Genomic DNA, 17,274 nt, shown 5'->3' with positions numbered 1-17,274 from the left:
GGTCAGTCCTGGTGGCGGTGGGCGTCGCGCTTGCGCGGGCCGCCGACGCGGCTGGTGCCCAGTCCGCGGGAGAGCCGCGCGGGCGGGGCCGGCGTCTCGGGGGCGCGCTCCTCACGCGGGGTGCGGGCGGCCGGGATCTCCGCCTGGGCGTCGCCGTACCGGCCCTGCCCCCGCTTCAGCCAGACGTAGACCGGCACGCCGAGCAGCAGCACGAACAGTCCGTAGTAGACGGTCTGGTAGCCGCTGCCCTGGATCGACCAGTAGGAGAAGGCGAGCGCCAGGGCGGCGACGGTGACGTCACGGGCCAGGCGCCGCGGGCTGAGGGTCTCCCGGCCGCGCACCAGCAGCCAGTACAGCTGGGCGGCGGCGGAGAACAGGTACGGGATCACCGCGGTGAGCACGCTCAGCAGCACGATCTTGGTGAAGACGTCGTCGAAGCGGGTGTAGCTGAACACGGTGATGAGCGAGGCCAGCACGGTGGAGGCGATGACGCCGAAGGCCGGGACACCGCTCTGGCCGCGCAGCCTGGCGAAGGCGTCGGGGAAGAGTCCGTCGCGGGCGGCGGCGTAGGGCATCTCGGCGCACAGCATGGTCCAGCCGTTGAGGGCCCCGATGCCCGAGATGATCGCGGCGGCGGCCACGACGTCTCCCGCCCAGGTGCCGCCGAAGATGTTGTTCACGGCGTCGGTGAACGGCGCCGTGGTGTCGCCGAGCGCTCCGTGCGAGACGGTGCCGAAGACGGCGAGCGTGCCCAGGATGTAGATGACGGCGCACAGCAGGGTGCCGTAGACGGTGGCGCGCGGCACGTTCCGCTCCGGGTCGCGGACCCGGCCGGCGACCACCGAGGCGGCCTCCAGACCGAGGTAGCTGAACAGGGCGATGGCGGCGGCGGCGGAGATCGCGCCGAGAGCCGACTGGCCGCTGGCGTTGAAGGCGCCGAAGTTGTCCGGGTCGATGAAGAGCAGTCCGACGGTCGCCATGAAGACGAGCGGCACGAACTTCAGCACGGTGGTGACCACCTGGAAGGCGCCGATGTTGCGGACGCCGGTGAGGTTGATCGCGGCCGCCGTCCACAGTCCGGCGAGGGCGAGCGTCATGGAGATCCACGTCGTGTGGCCCTTGTTGACGAACACCTCGAGGTAGCCGACCCAGGCCACGGCGATCGCCGCGTTGCCGGCCCACGCGGTGATCCAGTACGACCAGGCGTTGAGGAATCCGGCGAACTCGCCGAACGCCTCCCGGGCGTAGACGTACGGTCCGCCACTGGCCGGAACCCGCTTCGACAGCGCCCCGAAGGTCAGCGCGAGCGCCAGCGCGCCCAGCGTGACGACGACGAAGGCGACCAGGGAGACAGGCCCGTACGGGGCGAGGGCGGAGGGAAGGGCGAAGATTCCGGTCCCGATGACGGTCCCGATCACGAGCGCGGACGCGGCCGGGAGACCGAGCGCCGCCTTGGGCGCCGCTCGGTCACCGCTCGCTGAAGGCCTGGGCATGGCTGTGCTCCTCGTGCAAGTCGCTGCGGATGAGTGGATCCGGAACGATGGTTCTGCGCCCGGCCGGACCGGCGCAGCGGCCACAGGGGGCCCGGGCCGGACCCGAAGGTCCCGGTTCGGGGGCCCGGGCAGTCCCGGTCCGAGGGCCCGGGCGGTACCGGCCGGTGCCGAACGGGCCGGTGGTTGGACCAGGTGGCCCATGGCCCACGCCACCGGCCGGGCACACGCTGGCCTTGACGTTCGTAGCCCCCCCCCGCCAGGGAGACATGCCATGAACACTTCCGCGACCCCCAGCATGCTGCGCTCGCTGTCCGCCGAGCACAGCCGGCGGCTCATGCGCATCGCCCGAGAGGTGTCCATCCCCCAGGGAACCCGTCTGTTCGAGGAGGGTGAGCGCGCCGACCGCTTCTGGATCATCCGCACCGGCGGCGTCGAGCTCGACATGCGGGTGCCGGGCCGCCGGGCGGCCGTCATCGAGAATCTCGGGCACAACGAGCTGGTCGGCTGGTCCTGGCTGTTCACGCCCCATGTCTGGCACCTGGGCGCCGAGGCGACCACCCCGGTACGGGCCTACGAGTTCGACGCCACGGCCGTCCGGCTGATGTGCGAGGACGACCCGGCGCTGGGCAACGACGTCGCCCGGTGGGTCGGTGAGGTGCTCGCCCACCGTCTCCGCTCGTCCAGGACGCGCCTGATCGACCTGTACGCCCCCCACGGCGCCGGAAGCCTCGTCTGACTCCGGCCCGGACCCACCCTGAAGGAGTGGCCATGCACGGCACCCCGCACATCGTCAGTGATGTGATGACCCACACGGTCGCCGCGGTCGGTCGCGGGGCGACCTTCAAGGAGATCGTGCAGTTGATGCAGGACTGGAAGGTCAGCGCCCTGCCCGTCCTCGAGGGCGAGGGCCGGGTCGTCGGCGTCGTCTCCGAGGCGGACCTGCTGCCCAAGGAGGAGTTCCGCGACAGCGATCCCGACCGGTACACCCAGCTGCGCCGCCTCTCCGACCTGGCGAAGGCCGGCGCCGTGACCGCCGAGGAACTCATGACCTCTCCGGCCCTCACCGTCCGCGCGGACGCCACGCTGGCCCAGGCCGCCCGGATCATGGCCCGGGCGAAGGTCAAGCGGCTTCCCGTCGTCGACGCCGTGGGGATGCTCGAAGGCCTCGTCAGCCGTGCCGACCTGCTCAAGGTCTTCCTCCGCACCGACGAGGACATCGCCGAGGAGGTACGGCGCGAGGTCGTGTCCTATCTGTTCCCCACGCCGGACTCGAACGTGCGTGTGGAGGTGCACAACGGTGTCGTGAAGCTGGCCGGCCAGGTCCGGGACACCGCGCTGGTGCCGGTGGCGGCACGGCTGACCCGCGCCGTCGAGGGCGTCGTGGACGTGGACTTCGCCCTCACCCGGCACGCACGGCCGACGGACGCGCCCGCGCCCGGCCCGCGGAGCGCCGACTCCGCGTGACCCCCGCGCCATCCCCGGCCCGCCCCCGCCGAGGGGGCCGGTCGGGGGCTTCCGCCGCCCCGGGAGGGGCCGGTCGGCCCTAGTGCGCCCGGCCCCGGCGCATGATGATCGGCAGCGTGGACAGCTCGCTGTCCGTCCTCCACCGGGAACAAGGGGTCACCATGCCAGAGCCACGCACCTTCACCGAGCAGAACCCGATCCGGGTGTTCCTGCTGGACGACCACGAGGTCGTCCGCCGCGGCCTGGCCGATCTGCTCGACGCCGAGCCCGACATCTCGGTGATCGGCGACGCCGGCACCGTCGACCACGCGCTCGCCCGGGGTCCCGCGCTGCGCCCCGACGTCGCGATCCTCGACGTGCGTCTGCCGGACGGCGACGGCATCTCGGTGTGCCGGGAACTGCGCAGCCAGATGCCGACGCTGTCCTGTCTGATGCTGACCTCGTTCGACGACGAGGAGGCCCTGCTGGACGCGATCATGGCCGGCGCCTCCGGCTACGTCCTCAAGCAGATCAAGGGATCCGACCTGGTCTCGGCGGTGCGCACGGTGGCCTCGGGCCAGTCGATGCTGGACCCCGCCACCACCGCCCGCCTGATGCGCTCGCTGCGGGCCGAGCCCGACGCCGCCCCGGCCATGCCGTCCGAGCTGGCGAGCCTGTCCCCGCGCGAGCGGGACATCCTGGCCCTCATCGGCGACGGTCTGACCAACCGCGAGATCGGCAAGAAGCTCTACCTCTCGGAGAAGACCGTCAAGAACCACATCTCCCGCCTCCTGGCCAAGCTGGGTGTGCAGCGCCGGGTCCAGGCCGCGGTCCTCGCCTCGCATCTGGAGCCGCAGGTGGCCGAGCACCGCTCCAGGTGAGGGCGGGACGGGTCCACCGGGACCGTGGGCGGGGCCGTACGGCCTCTGTCCGGGCACTCCCCCGCGGAGCACGCTGAGGCAACCGCCGATACCGGCCCGGCCTTCCAGCGAAGTGAGGGGATGAGACCCCGATGTCTTCCGCCGCCCTCGACGTCCGGACCCTGGAGACCCTGGTCTCCGCCGCCGTGACGGCCCCCTCGATCCACAACACGCAGCCCTGGCGTTTCCGCCTCGACGCGGACACGGCCACGCTGCGGATCCACGCGGCCCCGGACCGCGGACTGCGCCACACCGATCCCCTCGGCCGTGCCCTGCACCTCTCGGTCGGCTGCGCGGTCTTCAACCTCAGGGTGGCGCTCACCCACTTCGGACGGGAACCGGTGACGCGGCTGCTGCCGCGCCCCGAGCAGCCGGACCTGCTCGCCGCCGTACGGTTCGGCGGTCCCGCCAGAAGCTCCTTCCCCGGTCTCTACGACGCCCTGTGGCGCCGGCACAGCAGCCGGTTCCCCTTCTCCGGGCGCCCGCTGCCGGCCGCGGTACGGGCCGAGCTGACCGAAGCGGCCCACTCCGAGGGCGCATCCCTGGCCCACCTCTCCCCCGCCGGCGCCGACCGCCTGCTCCGGCTCACCCGCGCGGCGGAGCACCGCAACGCCGCCGATCACGACCGGGCCCGGGAGAGCCGCCGCTGGGTGCGCGCGAGGGACGGCGCCGGCCTCGGGATGCCGCCGGACGTGCTCGGTCCGAGGGACGTCCGGGACATCGTCCCCATGCGGGACTTCGGTGCTCACCGCACGCTCCGCGGGCTGCCGGCGCGCCCCTTCGAGCAACGGCCCGCCCTCGCCGTGCTCTCCACGATGCACGACCGCAGGACGGACTGGCTGCGGGCGGGGCAGGCCCTGCAGCACTGTCTGCTGGTCGCCACCGCCCACGGTGTCCGGACCTCGCTCCTGCACCAGGCGGTGGAATGGCCGGACCTGCGCGAGCAGCTCGTGACGCCGGCGGACGCCCGTCCGGCCCACGCCCACATGGTGATCCGCCTCGGCTACGGCCCCGAGGGACCCGCCTCACCGCGCGGCGACGTGCCCGTGGCGGCCCTCACCGGGCCACGGCCCCGCCGCTGAGCAGCGTGCGGCGGGCGGACGGCGTCGGGCGCGGGGACTCCCTCACGGGCTTCGGTCACTGATCGGCGGACGCCGGGCGGGGAGGAGGAGGTACCGCGCCGCCGACCGGATCGTGGCGGATCCGGTCCGCGGGCAGGTTCATGGCGGTCAGGCTGCGCACCGTGGCGGTGACCATGGCCGGCGGGCCGCTCACGTAGGCGACGTGCCCCGACCAGTCACCGTGCCGGGCCACCGCGTCGGCCACCGAGACCTCCTCGGCGCCCCCGGGGCCCTCAGCGATCACCGGGACGACGCGCAGCCACGGGCGGCCGTTCCCCAGCTCCGCCAGGGCGGCGTTGTCGTACAGGTCGTCCAGTGTGCGAGCGCCGAGGAACAGGTGCGCGCCGCGGCCGCGCGGACGGCGTTCGGCCAGCTCTTCCAGCAGCCCCTTGGCGGTGGCCCACCCGGTGCCGCCCGCCACGATCAGCACATCCCGCCCCAGGTCGTCGTCCAGCGTCATGGACCCCTGCGCGGGCCCCAGCCGCAGCGGGTCGCCGACGCGGGTGTGCGCCACCAGCGCATCGCTCACGCCGCCGAGGCCGGTACCGCGGATGTGGAACTCCAGTTCCCCGTCCGGGCGGGGCGCGCGGGCGAGGGAGTACGGCCGCCAGGTGTGCGGCAGCAGCGGCGACTGGAGCCTCGCGTACTGACCGGCCCGATAGGGATACGTTTCCGCGGTGCGGACGCGCAGGACGGCGAGGTCCGGACGGCGCCGCTGGTGCTCCGTCACGGTCCCGTTCCAGTACGGAGGCTCCGCCAGCGCCGCGTCCGCTCCGTCCACCATGGCCGCCACGGCGAACCGCAGCATGCGCAGCCACGCCTGCTCCAGCTCCGCCGTCCACCGCTCCCCCGCGCTCCGCCGCAGGGCCTCGCGGAGCGCACGCTCGAACACCTCGTAGTGCACCGGCCGCACGCCCAGCTTGCGGTGGTCGCGTCCCAGCCGGGCGCAGAAGGCGGCCACCTCGTCCGGCCGGTCCAGGTGTTCGATCAGATACCAGAAGGCCCGCTCCAGATGGGCCCGCTGGAAGTCCATCGAGCCGGGGAACAGCCCCCGCAGATACGGGTGTTGCTCGAACATGGCCTCGTAGAGGTAGGTGATGAGGTCGCCGAAGGGCGTCACCAGCGGCAGGTCCCGGATGATCGTCCGCTGGTCGGCACCCCGGTCGTGGTCGGGCCCGGCGGCCGGGGACGGCGACCGCCCGGGGGAGAGCAGCCGCTGCCGCAGCCGCATCGCCTCCTGCCGCGCCAGGAGCGCGTGGTACTCGTCGTACGCGTCGCTTCCGGTGGTGCTCACGAGCCGGTCCTCCCCTGCCCCGTCGCCGGTGTCGCCCGCCGGTCCCCGGCAGTGGCCGAAGGGGCGCCGCCGACGTCGCGCACGCACGCGCCGCACGCGCCGCCGCTCCCACAGCCGGCGGCCGCGGCGCCGCGCGCCGCCCCGGCCCCGCGCGGGCCGGCCGCGGCCCGAGTGCCGTTCCGGTTCCCGGCCGCGCCCCGGCCTCGTCGCGCGTAGTACCAGGCCATGTTGGAGGCGAGCCCGGCCAGGAGGACCCAGACGATCCCCACCCGTCCGCCCCGGCTGAAGGACACGGCCGCGGCGGCCGCGGCCAGGGCGCAGAGACAGCCGGCGTACACGGCGAGACGTGGCGGATGCGGCGGACGGGGCATGGCGGGCGTCTCCTGTCGAAGCACGGGTGCGGCCTGCCGGACAGATCCGGGACGGACCTGGGACAGACCTGACGGCGCCTCCCCCGTCGGCCCCGGGCGGGCCGGACGACGACGCGCGGCGGACACGGACGGCGGGGGCCGACCGTTCGCGGCGACGGCGGCGGCACCGGAGGCACGACCGGGAGGCGCGCCAGTATGACACCGCCGCCCCGTCGCCGTCCGGCCCCGGCCGACAGGGAAGTTCGGCCCTTTCGAACCTGCTCTGACCTGTGGTTTCCTGGCGCGGCGGCCTGCCGCGGCGCCCGGTAGGCGCCGGCCTCGCGCCCGTACCCGCCAGGACGGACCCGTACGCGCGGGTAGGGCCGAACGGCCCCGGCGGAACCACGGCGCGGCCTCTGCCCGCTGCCGACGACCGGTCCGCGGGTGGCTCACCGCTGAAGCGGTCGCTCTGCGCGCGCGACCCCGCGCGGCGGCCGATGATGGGGGTTACGGCCCTACAGGCGGAGTGACCATGACGGGTTGGCGGGTCAGGGACTACCACCAGGACGATCTGGAGGGCGTGGTCCGCGTCGACATGGAGAGCGGCACGACCGACGAGCCGGCTCTCTTCCCGCTCGCGGACGCCGTGTCCGCGCTCCAGGACCTCCACCCGGCCGTGGTGGCCACGGCGGACGATGCCGTGATCGGCGCCGCGGTGAGCAGGGTGGAGGGCGACCGGGCGTGGATCCTGCGCATCTGCATGGCGCCCGCCTGGCGGCACCAGGGGCTGGGCAGTGCCCTGATCACAGCGCTCGAGCACCGTCTCTTCACCGACGGTGTCCGCACGGTGCACGCCGCCCTGCCCGAGGGCGAGACCGGTGCCGCCGCCCTGCGCAACCGCTCGTTCGGCGCCCGCACGGGTCTGGTCCTCTTCGAGAAGCACAGGCCGATGCCCCCGCAGGCGGCCGGCATGCTCTCCTCGCTCGGAGGGGAGCTGCCGGCCGACGGGCTGTGGAAGAAGGTCGCGGGCATGGAACGGGAGAAACGGCTCATCGAGCGCCGCCTGGTCCTGCCGCTGGCCCACCCGGGACTGGCCGCGGACCACGGAGTGGAGCTGCCGCGGGCCGTGATGCTGTTCGGTCCGCCCGGGACCGGCAAGAGCACGTTCGCGCACGCGATCGCCAGCCGCCTGGGGTGGCCCTTCCTCGAACTGTTCCCGGCCCGGCTGGCCGCCGAGTACGGCCTGGCGACCGGGCTGAGCCGGCGGTTCGAGGAGATCTCCCGGCTCGACCACGTCCTGGTGTTCATCGACGAGGTCGAGGAGGTCGCCGGCGAGCGCGGCGGCGCGGACGCGACCGCGGTCGGCGTCGTCAACGAGCTGCTCAAGGCGATCGTCCGGTTCCGCAAGCAGGACGGGCGGCTGCTCGTCTGCGCCACGAACAACGTGACCACCCTCGACTCGGCGTTCCTGCGGCACGGCCGCTTCGACTACGTGCTGCCGATCGGCCCTCCCGACCACCGCGCCAGGACCGCGCTGTGGGAGAGCTACCTGGCACGGGCGGGCACCACGGCGGACGGCGAGGCACTCGCGTCCGCCAGCGAGGGTTTCACACCGGCCGACATCGCCCATGTGGCGCGAACCGTCTCCCAGGCCGGTTTCGAGCGCACCTTCGACACCGGGATCCGGGTCCTCCCCACCACGGACGACTACCTGGACGCGATCCGCGGCACCCAGCCCACGGTCGGCGCCGCCATGGCCGAGGAGTTCGCCGAGCAGACGAAACAGTACGCGCGCCTCTAGGGCTTGTCGTGACAGTGGCGTCGTCGCCCGGAAGCCCCGGTACTGGGCGTACCGGGGCTTCCGGGCGGTGCGGCGAGCGGATGTGCGCCGGGCGTCGCGCGGCACTCGCCGCGCCGCTTTCGCATCAGGCCGCAAGGACCGCGAGGTCCCCGCCCGTCTCGAGCGGGGACCCGGGGCGGGTGCCCTTACGCGGTGGTGCCGGCGGCGGTGTGGTGTCCGCGTCCGCCGCTGGTGCGCGGCGTGCGCCCGCCGCCCTCGACCGCGCCGCGGACGGCGGTGAGGGTGTAGGCCAGCGCGGCGGCGGCCACGATCGCGAGCAGCGCCAGACCGGCCGCGTAGGTCCCGTACTCGCCGTACAGCGAGCCCATCACGAGCGGCGGCAGGAAGCCGCCCAGTCCTCCCGCGGCGCCGACCACGCCGGTGACCGAGCCGACCTGGTCGGCCGGGGTGAGCAGGGCCACCAGGGCGAAGGTCGCCCCGCTGGCCGCTCCGAGCGCGGCGGCCATGGCCAGGAAGGCGACGGTGCCCAGCGGCGCCAGCGGCGGGGTGAACGACTGGACCACGGCTCCGGCCACGACCACGGCCAGCGCCCCGGCCAGGACCCGGACCGGTCCGACGCGGTCGGACAGCCAGCCGCCGATCGGGCGCATCGCCACCGCCAGCAGCACGAACCCGGCCATGCGGTTGGCCGCGTCGGCCTGGGTGAGTCCGTAGCCGGTCTTGAGGTAGGTGGGCAGGTAGACGGAGAAGGCGACGTAGCCGCCGAAGGCCACCGCGTACAGCGCGGACGCCTGCCAGGTGATGCCGAGCCGGGCGGTGGCGGCCAGCCGGCGGGCCAGCGGCTGCGTCGGCACGGTCCGTCCGGGCGCGTCGCGCAGCACCAGCCCGGCGACCAGGGCGTACCCGGCCAGCACCGCGGCGGTGATCAGGAAGGGGGTCGACATGCTGTGCGCGTCCACCAGCTTCACCGTGGTGAGCGCGCTGATCGCGGTGCCGCCCATGCCGGCGCCGAAGACGCCGATGGCGAGGCCGCGCCGCTCGGGCGGGAACCAGGCGTTGACGAGGGGGACGCCGACGGCGAAGGCGGTGCCGCCGATGCCGAGGAAGAACCCGCCGACCAGCAGTGCCGTCAGCGAGGAGTGCCCGGCCAGGCCCAGGTAGAGCACCGGCACGATGGTGGCCGCCGACACGATCGGGAACATGACCCGCCCGCCGAACCGGTCGGTCAGCGCGCCGACCGGGATGCGGCCCAGGGAACCGACCACCACCGGCACCGCCACCAGCAGCGACTGCTGGAACGACGACAGGTCGAGGCTGTCCTTGAAGCGCGGGCCGAGCGGGCTGAGCAGCGCCCACGCCCAGAAGTTCACGGCGAACCCGACGGTGGCCAGGGCCAGCATCAGCCAGGCTCGGCCGGGTACCGGCGTACCCGACGGTGAGCCGGCGCTCTTCGACTTCGACGGCTGGACCATGTGTCCGCCCCTTTCGTCTTCATGGTGGAACTGCGCCACCGGGGTCACACGCTCACCGCGGGCCTCTTGCCCGAGCGGAGCGGCACCCCTCCACCACTGTGCTCACCGGGCCCCGCCTGCGGCATGGGCTGGGTGTCCCCATCGGTGGACGGACGGTCCCCGTCGGCGGCGCCGGCGTTCCCCCGGTCAGCCCCCTGCGGATAGGGCCGGTCGGCCCTACCCCCACGCCCCGCGACCGGCGACGATGGGCTGATGTTCCATAACGACGGCTTTCGCGCACTCGACCGGCAGGAGTGCCTGCGCCTGCTGGCCAAAGTGCCTGTCGGCCGCGTCGTGTACACCCGACACGCGCTGCCCGCGGTCCTCCCCGTCAACTTCTCGCTCGACGCGGATGCCTCGGTGCTGTTGTGCACCACCCGGGGATCGGACCTGGTGCGCGCCATCGACGGTGTCGTGGTGGCCTTCGAGGCGGACGAGTTCGACGCCGAGACCCGGTCCGGCTGGAGCGTGGTCGTGACCGGACGGGCCTCGGTGGTGACCGACCCCACCGAGCACGCGCGGCTGTGGCAGGCAGGCCCCCAGTCATGGATGCCGCTGCGGGACCCGGTGTTCGTACGGATCGACTCCGAGGTGGTCACGGGGCGCGAGCTGGGAGACCGGGCGGCCTCCGTCGAGGCCCCTCCCCGTTACCCCCCGGACTTCTGACACCTGCCCCTCGTCCGTGCCCGAGCCGGCGGCCCGCAGGCCGCCGGCTCCCTCGTCCCGTCCGTTCGTTCCCCGGCCCGGGCCCACCGGCCTCGGCTTCCCCGGCCAGTTCCTGTCGGCCTCCGCCTCACCGGTTCCGTCCCACCGGCCCTCGCACCGTGAGGGCCGGTGGGTCATGCCTGCCTCACGGTGCGGGCTGCGGCCCGGGTTCCGTGGCGGCGTGGCCGGGCAGGGGATGCGCGGACGCGCGGGGCGTGGGGCGGCCGTCGGGGCCGTAGCCGAACCGGATCAGCACCTGCGGGTGGCACCGCTTGTGCCGCGGGAGGGCCGCCGCGGAGCGCAGGTCCGGCCACTCCATGGCCTGGTGCAGAAGCGACGTGCGCAGTCCTCGGGCGGTCGCCGTGAGCAGGACGTACTGCAGGGCCTGGCCGGCGCGCAGCCAGTCGTCCCGCCGGTCGTGGCCGGTCCACAGCAGGGCCAGCTGCACATGGCGTTCGAACCACAGGGCGGGCAGCCGGAGGGCGGGCAGCCCGTGGGTGAAGTCACGCATCGGCATCCGTCCGGCCGCGTCGGGCGGTCCGAGGGCGCTGACCGGAATGCCGTAGGAGGCGTCCGCTCCCGGGGCGGTCAGCCAGGAGCGGGTCTCGGCGGTGCGGGCGGGGTGGGCGTTGTTGCGCGCCTCGGCCTCGGCGGTCAGGCGCAGCAGCCGCCGTGTCCCGGCGACGTCCGGCACGTGCAGCCGCGCGCCCGCGGCGTGTGCGGCCGCCGTCATCTCCGCCACGACCGGCTCGGGCACCGGCCGGCCGGTGAAGGGCATCCGGCTGGTGTGCCGCCGCGCGATGGCCTCGTGGAGGCCGTCCCCGGCGGGCTGGTCGTCCGCCGCGAGCGGGCCGGTCAGGCGGACGGTGGCCAGCAGGCCGGGCACGCGCGGGTCCGGCAGCAGTCTCACCTCGGGCCGCCAGCCCCGGTGGACGGCGGCGAGCCGGAGGTTGAAGACGGCGGCGCCCACGGACAGGTACTGGGCGCGGTGCGCCGGGTCGGTCAGCGGCAGCGTTCGCGCCGGTGCCGAATGGACCTCCAGCATCCGGCTGTCGGGGTCCACCCGGAACCGCCAGGGCTGGGTGTTGTGGACGGACGGGGCCATCACGGCCGCCGCTAGCAAGGACTCCACAGTGGCCGCGTCCGGCAGGACCTGGGTGCGCATGGTGCCTCCTCTTTCTTCATGACCGCGGGTCAGGTGGCGGGCAGGGCGGTGGCCAGCAGGACGACACCGAGCGAGCCGACGAGGGAGACCACCGCCAGGGTCCGGGCCAGGTCGGCGCGCCCCTTGGCATGGGCGACGCCGTGCCCGGCAGCGGCGAGCATCACCAGGGCGAACAGGGCGAGTTTGGTGGCCAGGGTGCGGCCGTAGCCGGGTTCGGCGAGCGAGGCCCAGGTGACGCCCCGGTGCCAGGCCATGGCCCAGCCCGTGGCCAGCTGCACGGGCAGGAAGACCGCTCCGGTCAGCATGCCGAAGCGGCGGCCGGCGGCGGCCGTGAAGTCGTCCTTGGCCTCCGGGGCGAGCAGATGGCGGGCCAGCGGCAGGACCACCAGGGACAGGGCCAGCTGGCCGCCGACCCACAGGGCGGCGCCCGCCACGTGCAGGAAGCGCACGACGGACCACAGGCCGACGGTGTCCACTACTCGCTCACCTCCACCATGCCGTGGGCGCCCGCTTCGGCGTGGCGCATGTCGTGGTCGACGAACGCGTAGTGGCCGGCCTCGGGGAACGTCGTCTCGACGAAACCGCCCTGAGCCGCGGCCAGGTCCAGCACCTGGGAGCCGCCCGCCCCGCCCGGCCGGAGCAGGTAGGCGCCTTCCTTGTACACGGTGTCGAAGACGGTGCCGACGACGTGGAAGGCGATGCCGTCGCTCGGCCCGGCGGCCACCACCCAGAAGCGGGCACGCTCGCCGGCCTTCACCTTCAGGGGCCGCTCGGCGTACTGGTTCGCGACGCCGTTGAACACCCAGGCGTCCGGGGTGTTCTGACGCATCTTCGTCACCTGGGCGGTGCTGCCGGGCGTGCCCAGGTAGAGCTCGGAGGAGACCAGCAGGTATGTGTGGTCCACCTTCGCCAGGCCCGGCGGTTCGATGACGACGGCGCCGTACATGCCGTTGCCCATGTGCTGGAGCATCGGGGCCGTGCTGCAGTGGTAGAGCCACGCCCCGGCCCTCTCGGCGCGGAAGCGGTAGACCAGGCGTTCGCCGGGCTGGAGGGTGCGCATGGGACGGTCGGGGGCGAGGGAGCCGGCGTGGAAGTCGATGCCGTGGCCCATGGCGGTGTCGTCGTTGACGAGGGTGACCTCGAAGACATCGCCGACCTTGCCGTGGAGGGTGGGGCCGGGTGCGGTGCCGCCGAAGGTCCACATCTGCTGCTGCACACCGGGGGCCACCTCGACCGTGGTGTGGGCGGCGCGCAGCTCGACCTTGTGGACGGTTCCGCCGGGCGCGGGTGTCAGGTCTGCGTCGCGTGGCCGCCAGTCCGGGGAGAAGTCCGCGGAGAGGTCCAGGCCGCCGCTGTCGGTGGTGGCGGAGTGCCCGGCGTGCGCGTCCGCGCCGTCGGTGTCACCGGTGTCGCCGGTGTCGCCGGTGTCGCCGGTGTCGCCGGTGTCGCCGGTCACGACGATGTCCATGCTCATCCCGGCCGCCCGGTGTCCCGGCAGGGTGCACCAGGCCTCGCGGCTCTCGGTGATCCGCCCGACGTGGAGTACGCGGGTCCGGCCCTTGGCGAGCATGGGGGTGCCGGGCCCGTCCTCGACCTTGAGGTCGTGGCGCTGGGAGTCGGTGTTGGTGATCTTCAGCCGCAGGTCGGTGCCCGCGGCGACCTCGACCCGGGCCGGGCGGATGCGCATGCCGGCCAGGGTGACGGCGACGGTGCGGGTGGTGCCGGCGCCCGCACCCGCCGTCGCGGCGGCGCTCGTCCCGCCGCCGGTGTCCCCTCCGCTGTTGGCGACGAGCACGGCCAGCACGGTCAGTACGGCCCCCGCGGCGATGCCCCACAGGGCGGGGCGGTGTGACGCGCCGGCCCCGTCGGTGCCCCGGCGCGTGCTCCGTGCGCCGCGGACCAGCACCCACACCACCAGGGCGAGGAACGCGACCCCGGCCGCCGCCGCCAGCAGCATGCCCGCCGTGCCGGCCGGATCGGGCAGCGGAAGCACGAGCAGGGCCACGCCGAGGTTGAGCACGACGAGCCGCGGCAGCCAGCCGCGCTCGAGGACCGCCCGCAGCGCGGCCCGTTCCCCGGGACCGGAGGAGAGCACGATGGGCAGCAGGTAGGTGAGGGCACCGACGAGGACCTGTGCGACGAGCCCGAGGAGCAGCACCGGAACCAGGGCGCCGACGCCGTCCCGTGCCGCGTCGAGCGGGCGTGCGGCCAGCAGCACCAGGTCCGTCAGCACCCCGGCGCACAGCCAGCCCGTGGCGGCGGCCAGGGTCCACGCGGCGGCCGCCGAGACGGCGGGCCGCCGGCGCACCGTCCGGGCGAACAGCCGGACCGCGACGGCGACCCCGGCCGCGTATCCGGCGATGCCCAGTACGGCGACGGGGCGCACCCCGGCCACCATTGCGGCGACGGCGGTCAGCAGGCCGACGCCGGTCAGCACCAGGACCCGGCGCGCCAGCAGGGGGGTGCGCTCGGCCATGCGCACGCCCAGCACCGTGGGCCAGAGCATGAACAGCGTGCCCAGCACAGGCAGTCCGATCCAGCCGAGCAGGGTGATGTGTATGTGGGCCAGCTTCAGGCCGGTGTAGTGCCCCGCACCGGCCGCTCCGCCGGCCAGCAGCCAGCCCAGCACCGCCCCGGGGATCAGTGCCGCCGCGGCGGCCCGGTAGTAGTCGGCGATCGGGGCGAGCCGCCCGCCCAGCGCGCCCCGGCCCAGGCGGACCAGCACCACCAGGTGCGCCGCGACGGCGGCGATCAGCAGTGCGCAGCCGGCACCGGTCAGCAGGGGCCGGTCCGCCCAGACGCCGGCGAGGACGCCCAGGGCTCCGGCGTTGACGCCGGCCAGCCGGGCGTCGCTCCAGCGCCGGTCGGGCAGGGGGGTGTGGAGCATGGCGACGGCGAAGTGCTCGCTCCACACGACGATCGCCGTGGTGGCGGCGCCGAGGAGGAAGAGGTGGACGGCCAGCCAGCGGGCCACGGGCAGCGTCTCCTGGGCGCCGGCCGACAGCAGCGCGAGCATCGCCCAGACTCCCACCAGGACATGGGCGGCCAGATGCCGACCGCGGGGGCCGGAGGCCTTGAATCTGCTGGGCGGCCGGCCGGCGCCGCCGGCGGGCTCATCGTTCTTGCTGTACACGGTGCTCCTTGCCGCCCGGGGCGGCGGGCGGGCGGGGGCGGGCCGGTGGTGCCGTGCCCGGGCCGGCGTTCATCAGCGCGGCGAGTTCGCGCTGATGCGGGAAGGAGCCGGGGACGTAGCCGCACCACGGTTCCTCGGCGTACGGGTCGCCGGTGACGCCGTAGGCGCGGGAGCGGGAGCCGCCGCAGACGCGGCGGAACTCGCAGCTGCCGCACCGGCCGCCGAGCATGCCGTCGGCCCGCAGGCCGGTGAACAGCGGGGAGGTCCGGTAGATCGAGGTCAGTGGTGTCTCGCGGACGTTGCCCGCGCTCAGCGGCAGGAAGCCGCTGGGGTGCACGGTGCCGGTGTGCGAGACGAAGGCGAAGCCGCGGCCCGCGTTGACGTCGAGCGGCGGGCGGCGCACCCGGCGCGTGGCGGTGTCCAGGCCCAGGGCGGCCGCGCGGTCGGTCAGCTCCCCGTAGAGACGGCCGAGTCCGAGAGCCGCCGCGGGGTCCTCGCCCGCGCCGGCGAGGATGTGGCGCTGCAGGGCGACGCGGCGGAAGTGGTGAGCCTCGGTGGTCTTGGCGGGAAGGACGAGGCCCATGTCGTAGACGAAGTTGAGGACGTCCTCCACCTCGGTGGCGGTCAGCGCGCCGAGCCCGCGGCCGCGGCCGGTGGGCACCAGGAAGAAGGCGCTCCACAGCATGGCGCCGTGCTCGGCGACCAGGCGGACGATGTCGGGCAGGTCGTGCAGGTTGTGCCGGGCGACCGTCGTGTTGATCTGCACCTTCATACCGAGGGCGCGGGCGGTGTCCCAGGCGTCCAGGGTCCAGCGGAACACCCCGGGCACACCGCGGAAGTCGTCGTGCAGGGCGGCGGTGGACCCGTCCAGGCTGAGGGAGAGCCCGACGGCGCCCGCGGCGTGCAGGGCCCGCAGCCGTTCCTCGGTGAGCGTCGGAGTGCCGGAGGGCGACACGGCCACCCGGACGCCCGTCTTCTGTCCGTGGGCGACGAGTTCGTTCAGGTCGGGGCGCTGGAACGGGTCGCCGCCGGTGATCACGAACAGCGGGGCCGGCTGGCCGAAGGCGGCCACCTGGTCCAGCAGGTCCTTGGCGGCGGCGGTGTCCAGTTCCCGGGGGTCGCGGTCGGGCACGGCCTCGGCGCGGCAGTGCCGGCAGGCCAGCGGGCAGGCGCGGGTGGACTCCCAGATGACGATGAAGGGCCGGTCGGCGGCGTCGTGCCGCTGGTGCCGTACGGCTCGGGCGGGAGAGCTCATCGCACGGCCCTGCCCAGCGCCCTGGGGCTGTGTCCGGCCGCCCTGGAGTCAGGGCAGACGAGGCGGGCGGCCGGACGGTGACCGGGCCGGACCGTGCGCGGCACCCACCGCGAGCGACAGCGGTGGAATCGGCCTCGAGGGCGGTCGACGTGGTCGTACACGGAAAACCTCCGGATCGGTCGCCGTCAGCATCCACCGGCGGCGGTGGTCGGCGCGGCGGCCGATGGTCATCACGGACAGGGCCGAAGGTCCCTCGTCGCGGGGGCGCTCAGGGGTCCTTCGGGGGGCGGGCGCCGGCGCACCGCGCACGGTGGCCAGGCGGCCGGTGGGCACAGGGCTCAGGAGCTGTGCGGGGCGCGGGATGCCAGGGCGTCCGCCGTGGCGACCAGCGCGGCGCCCAGGCCGGTGAGTGCGGCGCCGAGGCCCGTGACCAGGGTCGTGAGCTCCCATGCCTGGTAGGCGGACATCAGCGAGGCGCGCAGGGACTGGCCCATGAACGCGGTCTGGCGCAGGGCGGTGAGCTTCTCGTCGTCGCCCGCGGCGTGCAGCTCCGCCGTGATCTCGGCGTAGGTGCGGCCGCCGGTGGCGTGGGCGAGGTTGCCCTTGATGAACTCGGCGTAGGCGCGGGCCTCGGGGCCGGTCTCGACCCGGCGGCCGGCGTGGGCGGCGAGTTCGGCGGGCAGCCCGTGGCCGGGGAAGGTGATCTTCTGGGCGGCCAGTTCGGCGCGGATCTGCTTCCTGCCGCCGCGGCCGCGCACCAGCATGACCGGTCCGGCGGCGGCGAGGGCGAGCCCCGTGGTGGCGAGCAGGGTGGCGGCCCGACGGTGCGCACGGTCCATGACGTGTCGACCTTCTTTCCTCGTGGGTGCTTAGGGGGCTGATGCGGCGTCCGGCCGCGGTGCGCCGCCGAGCGGCGGGCGGCAGCGGCCGGACGCGCGACCGAACCGGGCGACGACACGCCGTACGCGTGTGCCCGCCGCGGCCGGGGACGGGGGGAACGGCCGTCGGTCGGACACCGGGATCCGGGCGCACGGGCCAGATGTGCGTGGTGCGGATCGATCGATGTCAGCATGCACGTCCGGT

Annotated in this window: 15 protein-coding genes; 6 read left to right on the top strand and 9 right to left on the bottom strand. The window is 74.5% G+C overall.

Features of this window, described 5'->3' with window-relative positions; all coding sequences use genetic code 11:
* Positions 1-2: 2 nt before the first annotated feature.
* Positions 3-1,493, bottom strand: a complete 1,491-nt coding sequence (locus ACFY30_RS28365; RefSeq protein WP_390847980.1) for an APC family permease — start codon at positions 1,491-1,493, stop codon at positions 3-5.
* A 271-nt stretch (positions 1,494-1,764) separates the two neighbouring features.
* On the opposite strand from ACFY30_RS28365, the gene ACFY30_RS28360 reads away from it, so the two are divergent.
* The 4 genes from ACFY30_RS28360 to ACFY30_RS28345 all read left to right on the top strand — a co-directional run bounded on the left by ACFY30_RS28360 (position 1,765) and on the right by ACFY30_RS28345 (position 4,938).
* Positions 1,765-2,229, top strand: coding sequence for a cyclic nucleotide-binding domain-containing protein (locus ACFY30_RS28360; protein WP_390847979.1), 465 nt, complete (start codon positions 1,765-1,767; stop codon positions 2,227-2,229).
* A 32-nt stretch (positions 2,230-2,261) separates the two neighbouring features.
* Positions 2,262-2,957 carry a CBS domain-containing protein gene (locus ACFY30_RS28355; RefSeq protein ID WP_390847978.1) on the top strand — a complete coding sequence of 232 codons (696 nt, stop codon included), beginning with the start codon at positions 2,262-2,264 and terminating at the stop codon, positions 2,955-2,957.
* Positions 2,958-3,118: 161 nt separating this feature from the next.
* Positions 3,119-3,817: a response regulator gene (locus ACFY30_RS28350; RefSeq protein ID WP_390847977.1), complete on the top strand. Its 699-nt coding sequence runs from the start codon at positions 3,119-3,121 to the stop codon at positions 3,815-3,817.
* 131 nt (positions 3,818-3,948) lie between these two features.
* Positions 3,949-4,938, top strand: a complete 990-nt coding sequence (locus ACFY30_RS28345; RefSeq protein ID WP_390847976.1) for an Acg family FMN-binding oxidoreductase — start codon at positions 3,949-3,951, stop codon at positions 4,936-4,938.
* 55 nt (positions 4,939-4,993) lie between these two features.
* Here the strand turns inward: ACFY30_RS28345 and ACFY30_RS28340 are convergent, their stop codons facing one another.
* Entirely contained in the window at positions 4,994-6,208 is a 1,215-nt protein-coding gene (locus tag ACFY30_RS28340) for a globin domain-containing protein (RefSeq protein WP_390848109.1), read from the bottom strand.
* 59 nt (positions 6,209-6,267) lie between these two features.
* Positions 6,268-6,642, bottom strand: a complete 375-nt coding sequence (locus ACFY30_RS28335) for a hypothetical protein (protein WP_390847975.1) — start codon at positions 6,640-6,642, stop codon at positions 6,268-6,270.
* A gap of 511 nt (positions 6,643-7,153) precedes the next feature.
* Here ACFY30_RS28335 and ACFY30_RS28330 point away from each other — a divergent pair.
* On the top strand, positions 7,154-8,422 hold the full coding sequence (locus ACFY30_RS28330; RefSeq protein ID WP_390847974.1) for an ATP-binding protein: 1,269 nt from the start codon (positions 7,154-7,156) through the stop codon (positions 8,420-8,422).
* A gap of 185 nt (positions 8,423-8,607) precedes the next feature.
* Here the strand turns inward: ACFY30_RS28330 and ACFY30_RS28325 are convergent, their stop codons facing one another.
* Positions 8,608-9,894, bottom strand: coding sequence for an MFS transporter (locus tag ACFY30_RS28325; protein WP_390847973.1), 1,287 nt, complete (start codon positions 9,892-9,894; stop codon positions 8,608-8,610).
* Between the two features lie 252 nt (positions 9,895-10,146).
* On the opposite strand from ACFY30_RS28325, the gene ACFY30_RS28320 reads away from it, so the two are divergent.
* Positions 10,147-10,599 carry a pyridoxamine 5'-phosphate oxidase family protein gene (locus tag ACFY30_RS28320; protein WP_390847972.1) on the top strand — a complete coding sequence of 151 codons (453 nt, stop codon included), beginning with the start codon at positions 10,147-10,149 and terminating at the stop codon, positions 10,597-10,599.
* Positions 10,600-10,783: 184 nt separating this feature from the next.
* On the opposite strand, the gene ACFY30_RS28315 is transcribed toward ACFY30_RS28320, so the two are convergent.
* The 5 genes from ACFY30_RS28315 to ACFY30_RS28295 all read right to left on the bottom strand — a co-directional run bounded on the left by ACFY30_RS28315 (position 10,784) and on the right by ACFY30_RS28295 (position 17,030).
* Complete coding sequence (locus ACFY30_RS28315; protein ID WP_390847971.1) at positions 10,784-11,803, bottom strand: Acg family FMN-binding oxidoreductase; 1,020 nt, start codon at positions 11,801-11,803, stop codon at positions 10,784-10,786.
* Between the two features lie 29 nt (positions 11,804-11,832).
* Entirely contained in the window at positions 11,833-12,279 is a 447-nt protein-coding gene (locus tag ACFY30_RS28310; protein ID WP_390847970.1) for a hypothetical protein, read from the bottom strand.
* Complete coding sequence (locus tag ACFY30_RS28305; RefSeq protein ID WP_390847969.1) at positions 12,279-14,936, bottom strand: multicopper oxidase domain-containing protein; 2,658 nt, start codon at positions 14,934-14,936, stop codon at positions 12,279-12,281. Before ACFY30_RS28305 ends, ACFY30_RS28310 begins: the two co-directional genes overlap by 1 nt.
* On the bottom strand, positions 14,917-16,191 hold the full coding sequence (locus ACFY30_RS28300) for a TIGR04053 family radical SAM/SPASM domain-containing protein (RefSeq protein WP_390847967.1): 1,275 nt from the start codon (positions 16,189-16,191) through the stop codon (positions 14,917-14,919). The genes ACFY30_RS28305 and ACFY30_RS28300 overlap by 20 nt, the downstream gene beginning before the upstream one ends.
* A 338-nt stretch (positions 16,192-16,529) precedes the next feature.
* The gene (locus tag ACFY30_RS28295; RefSeq protein WP_390847966.1) at positions 16,530-17,030 is read right to left on the bottom strand and encodes a hypothetical protein; all 501 of its coding nucleotides are present in this window, start codon (positions 17,028-17,030) and stop codon (positions 16,530-16,532) included.
* Positions 17,031-17,274 lie beyond the last annotated feature (244 nt).

The sequence above is a fragment of the Streptomyces sp. NPDC000345 genome (genome assembly GCF_042898825.1).
Classification (GTDB): Bacteria; Actinomycetota; Actinomycetes; order Streptomycetales; family Streptomycetaceae; genus Streptomyces.
The sequence above is the reverse complement of the archived record's forward strand: the minus strand, read 5'-3'. Positions and strand labels throughout refer to the sequence as shown.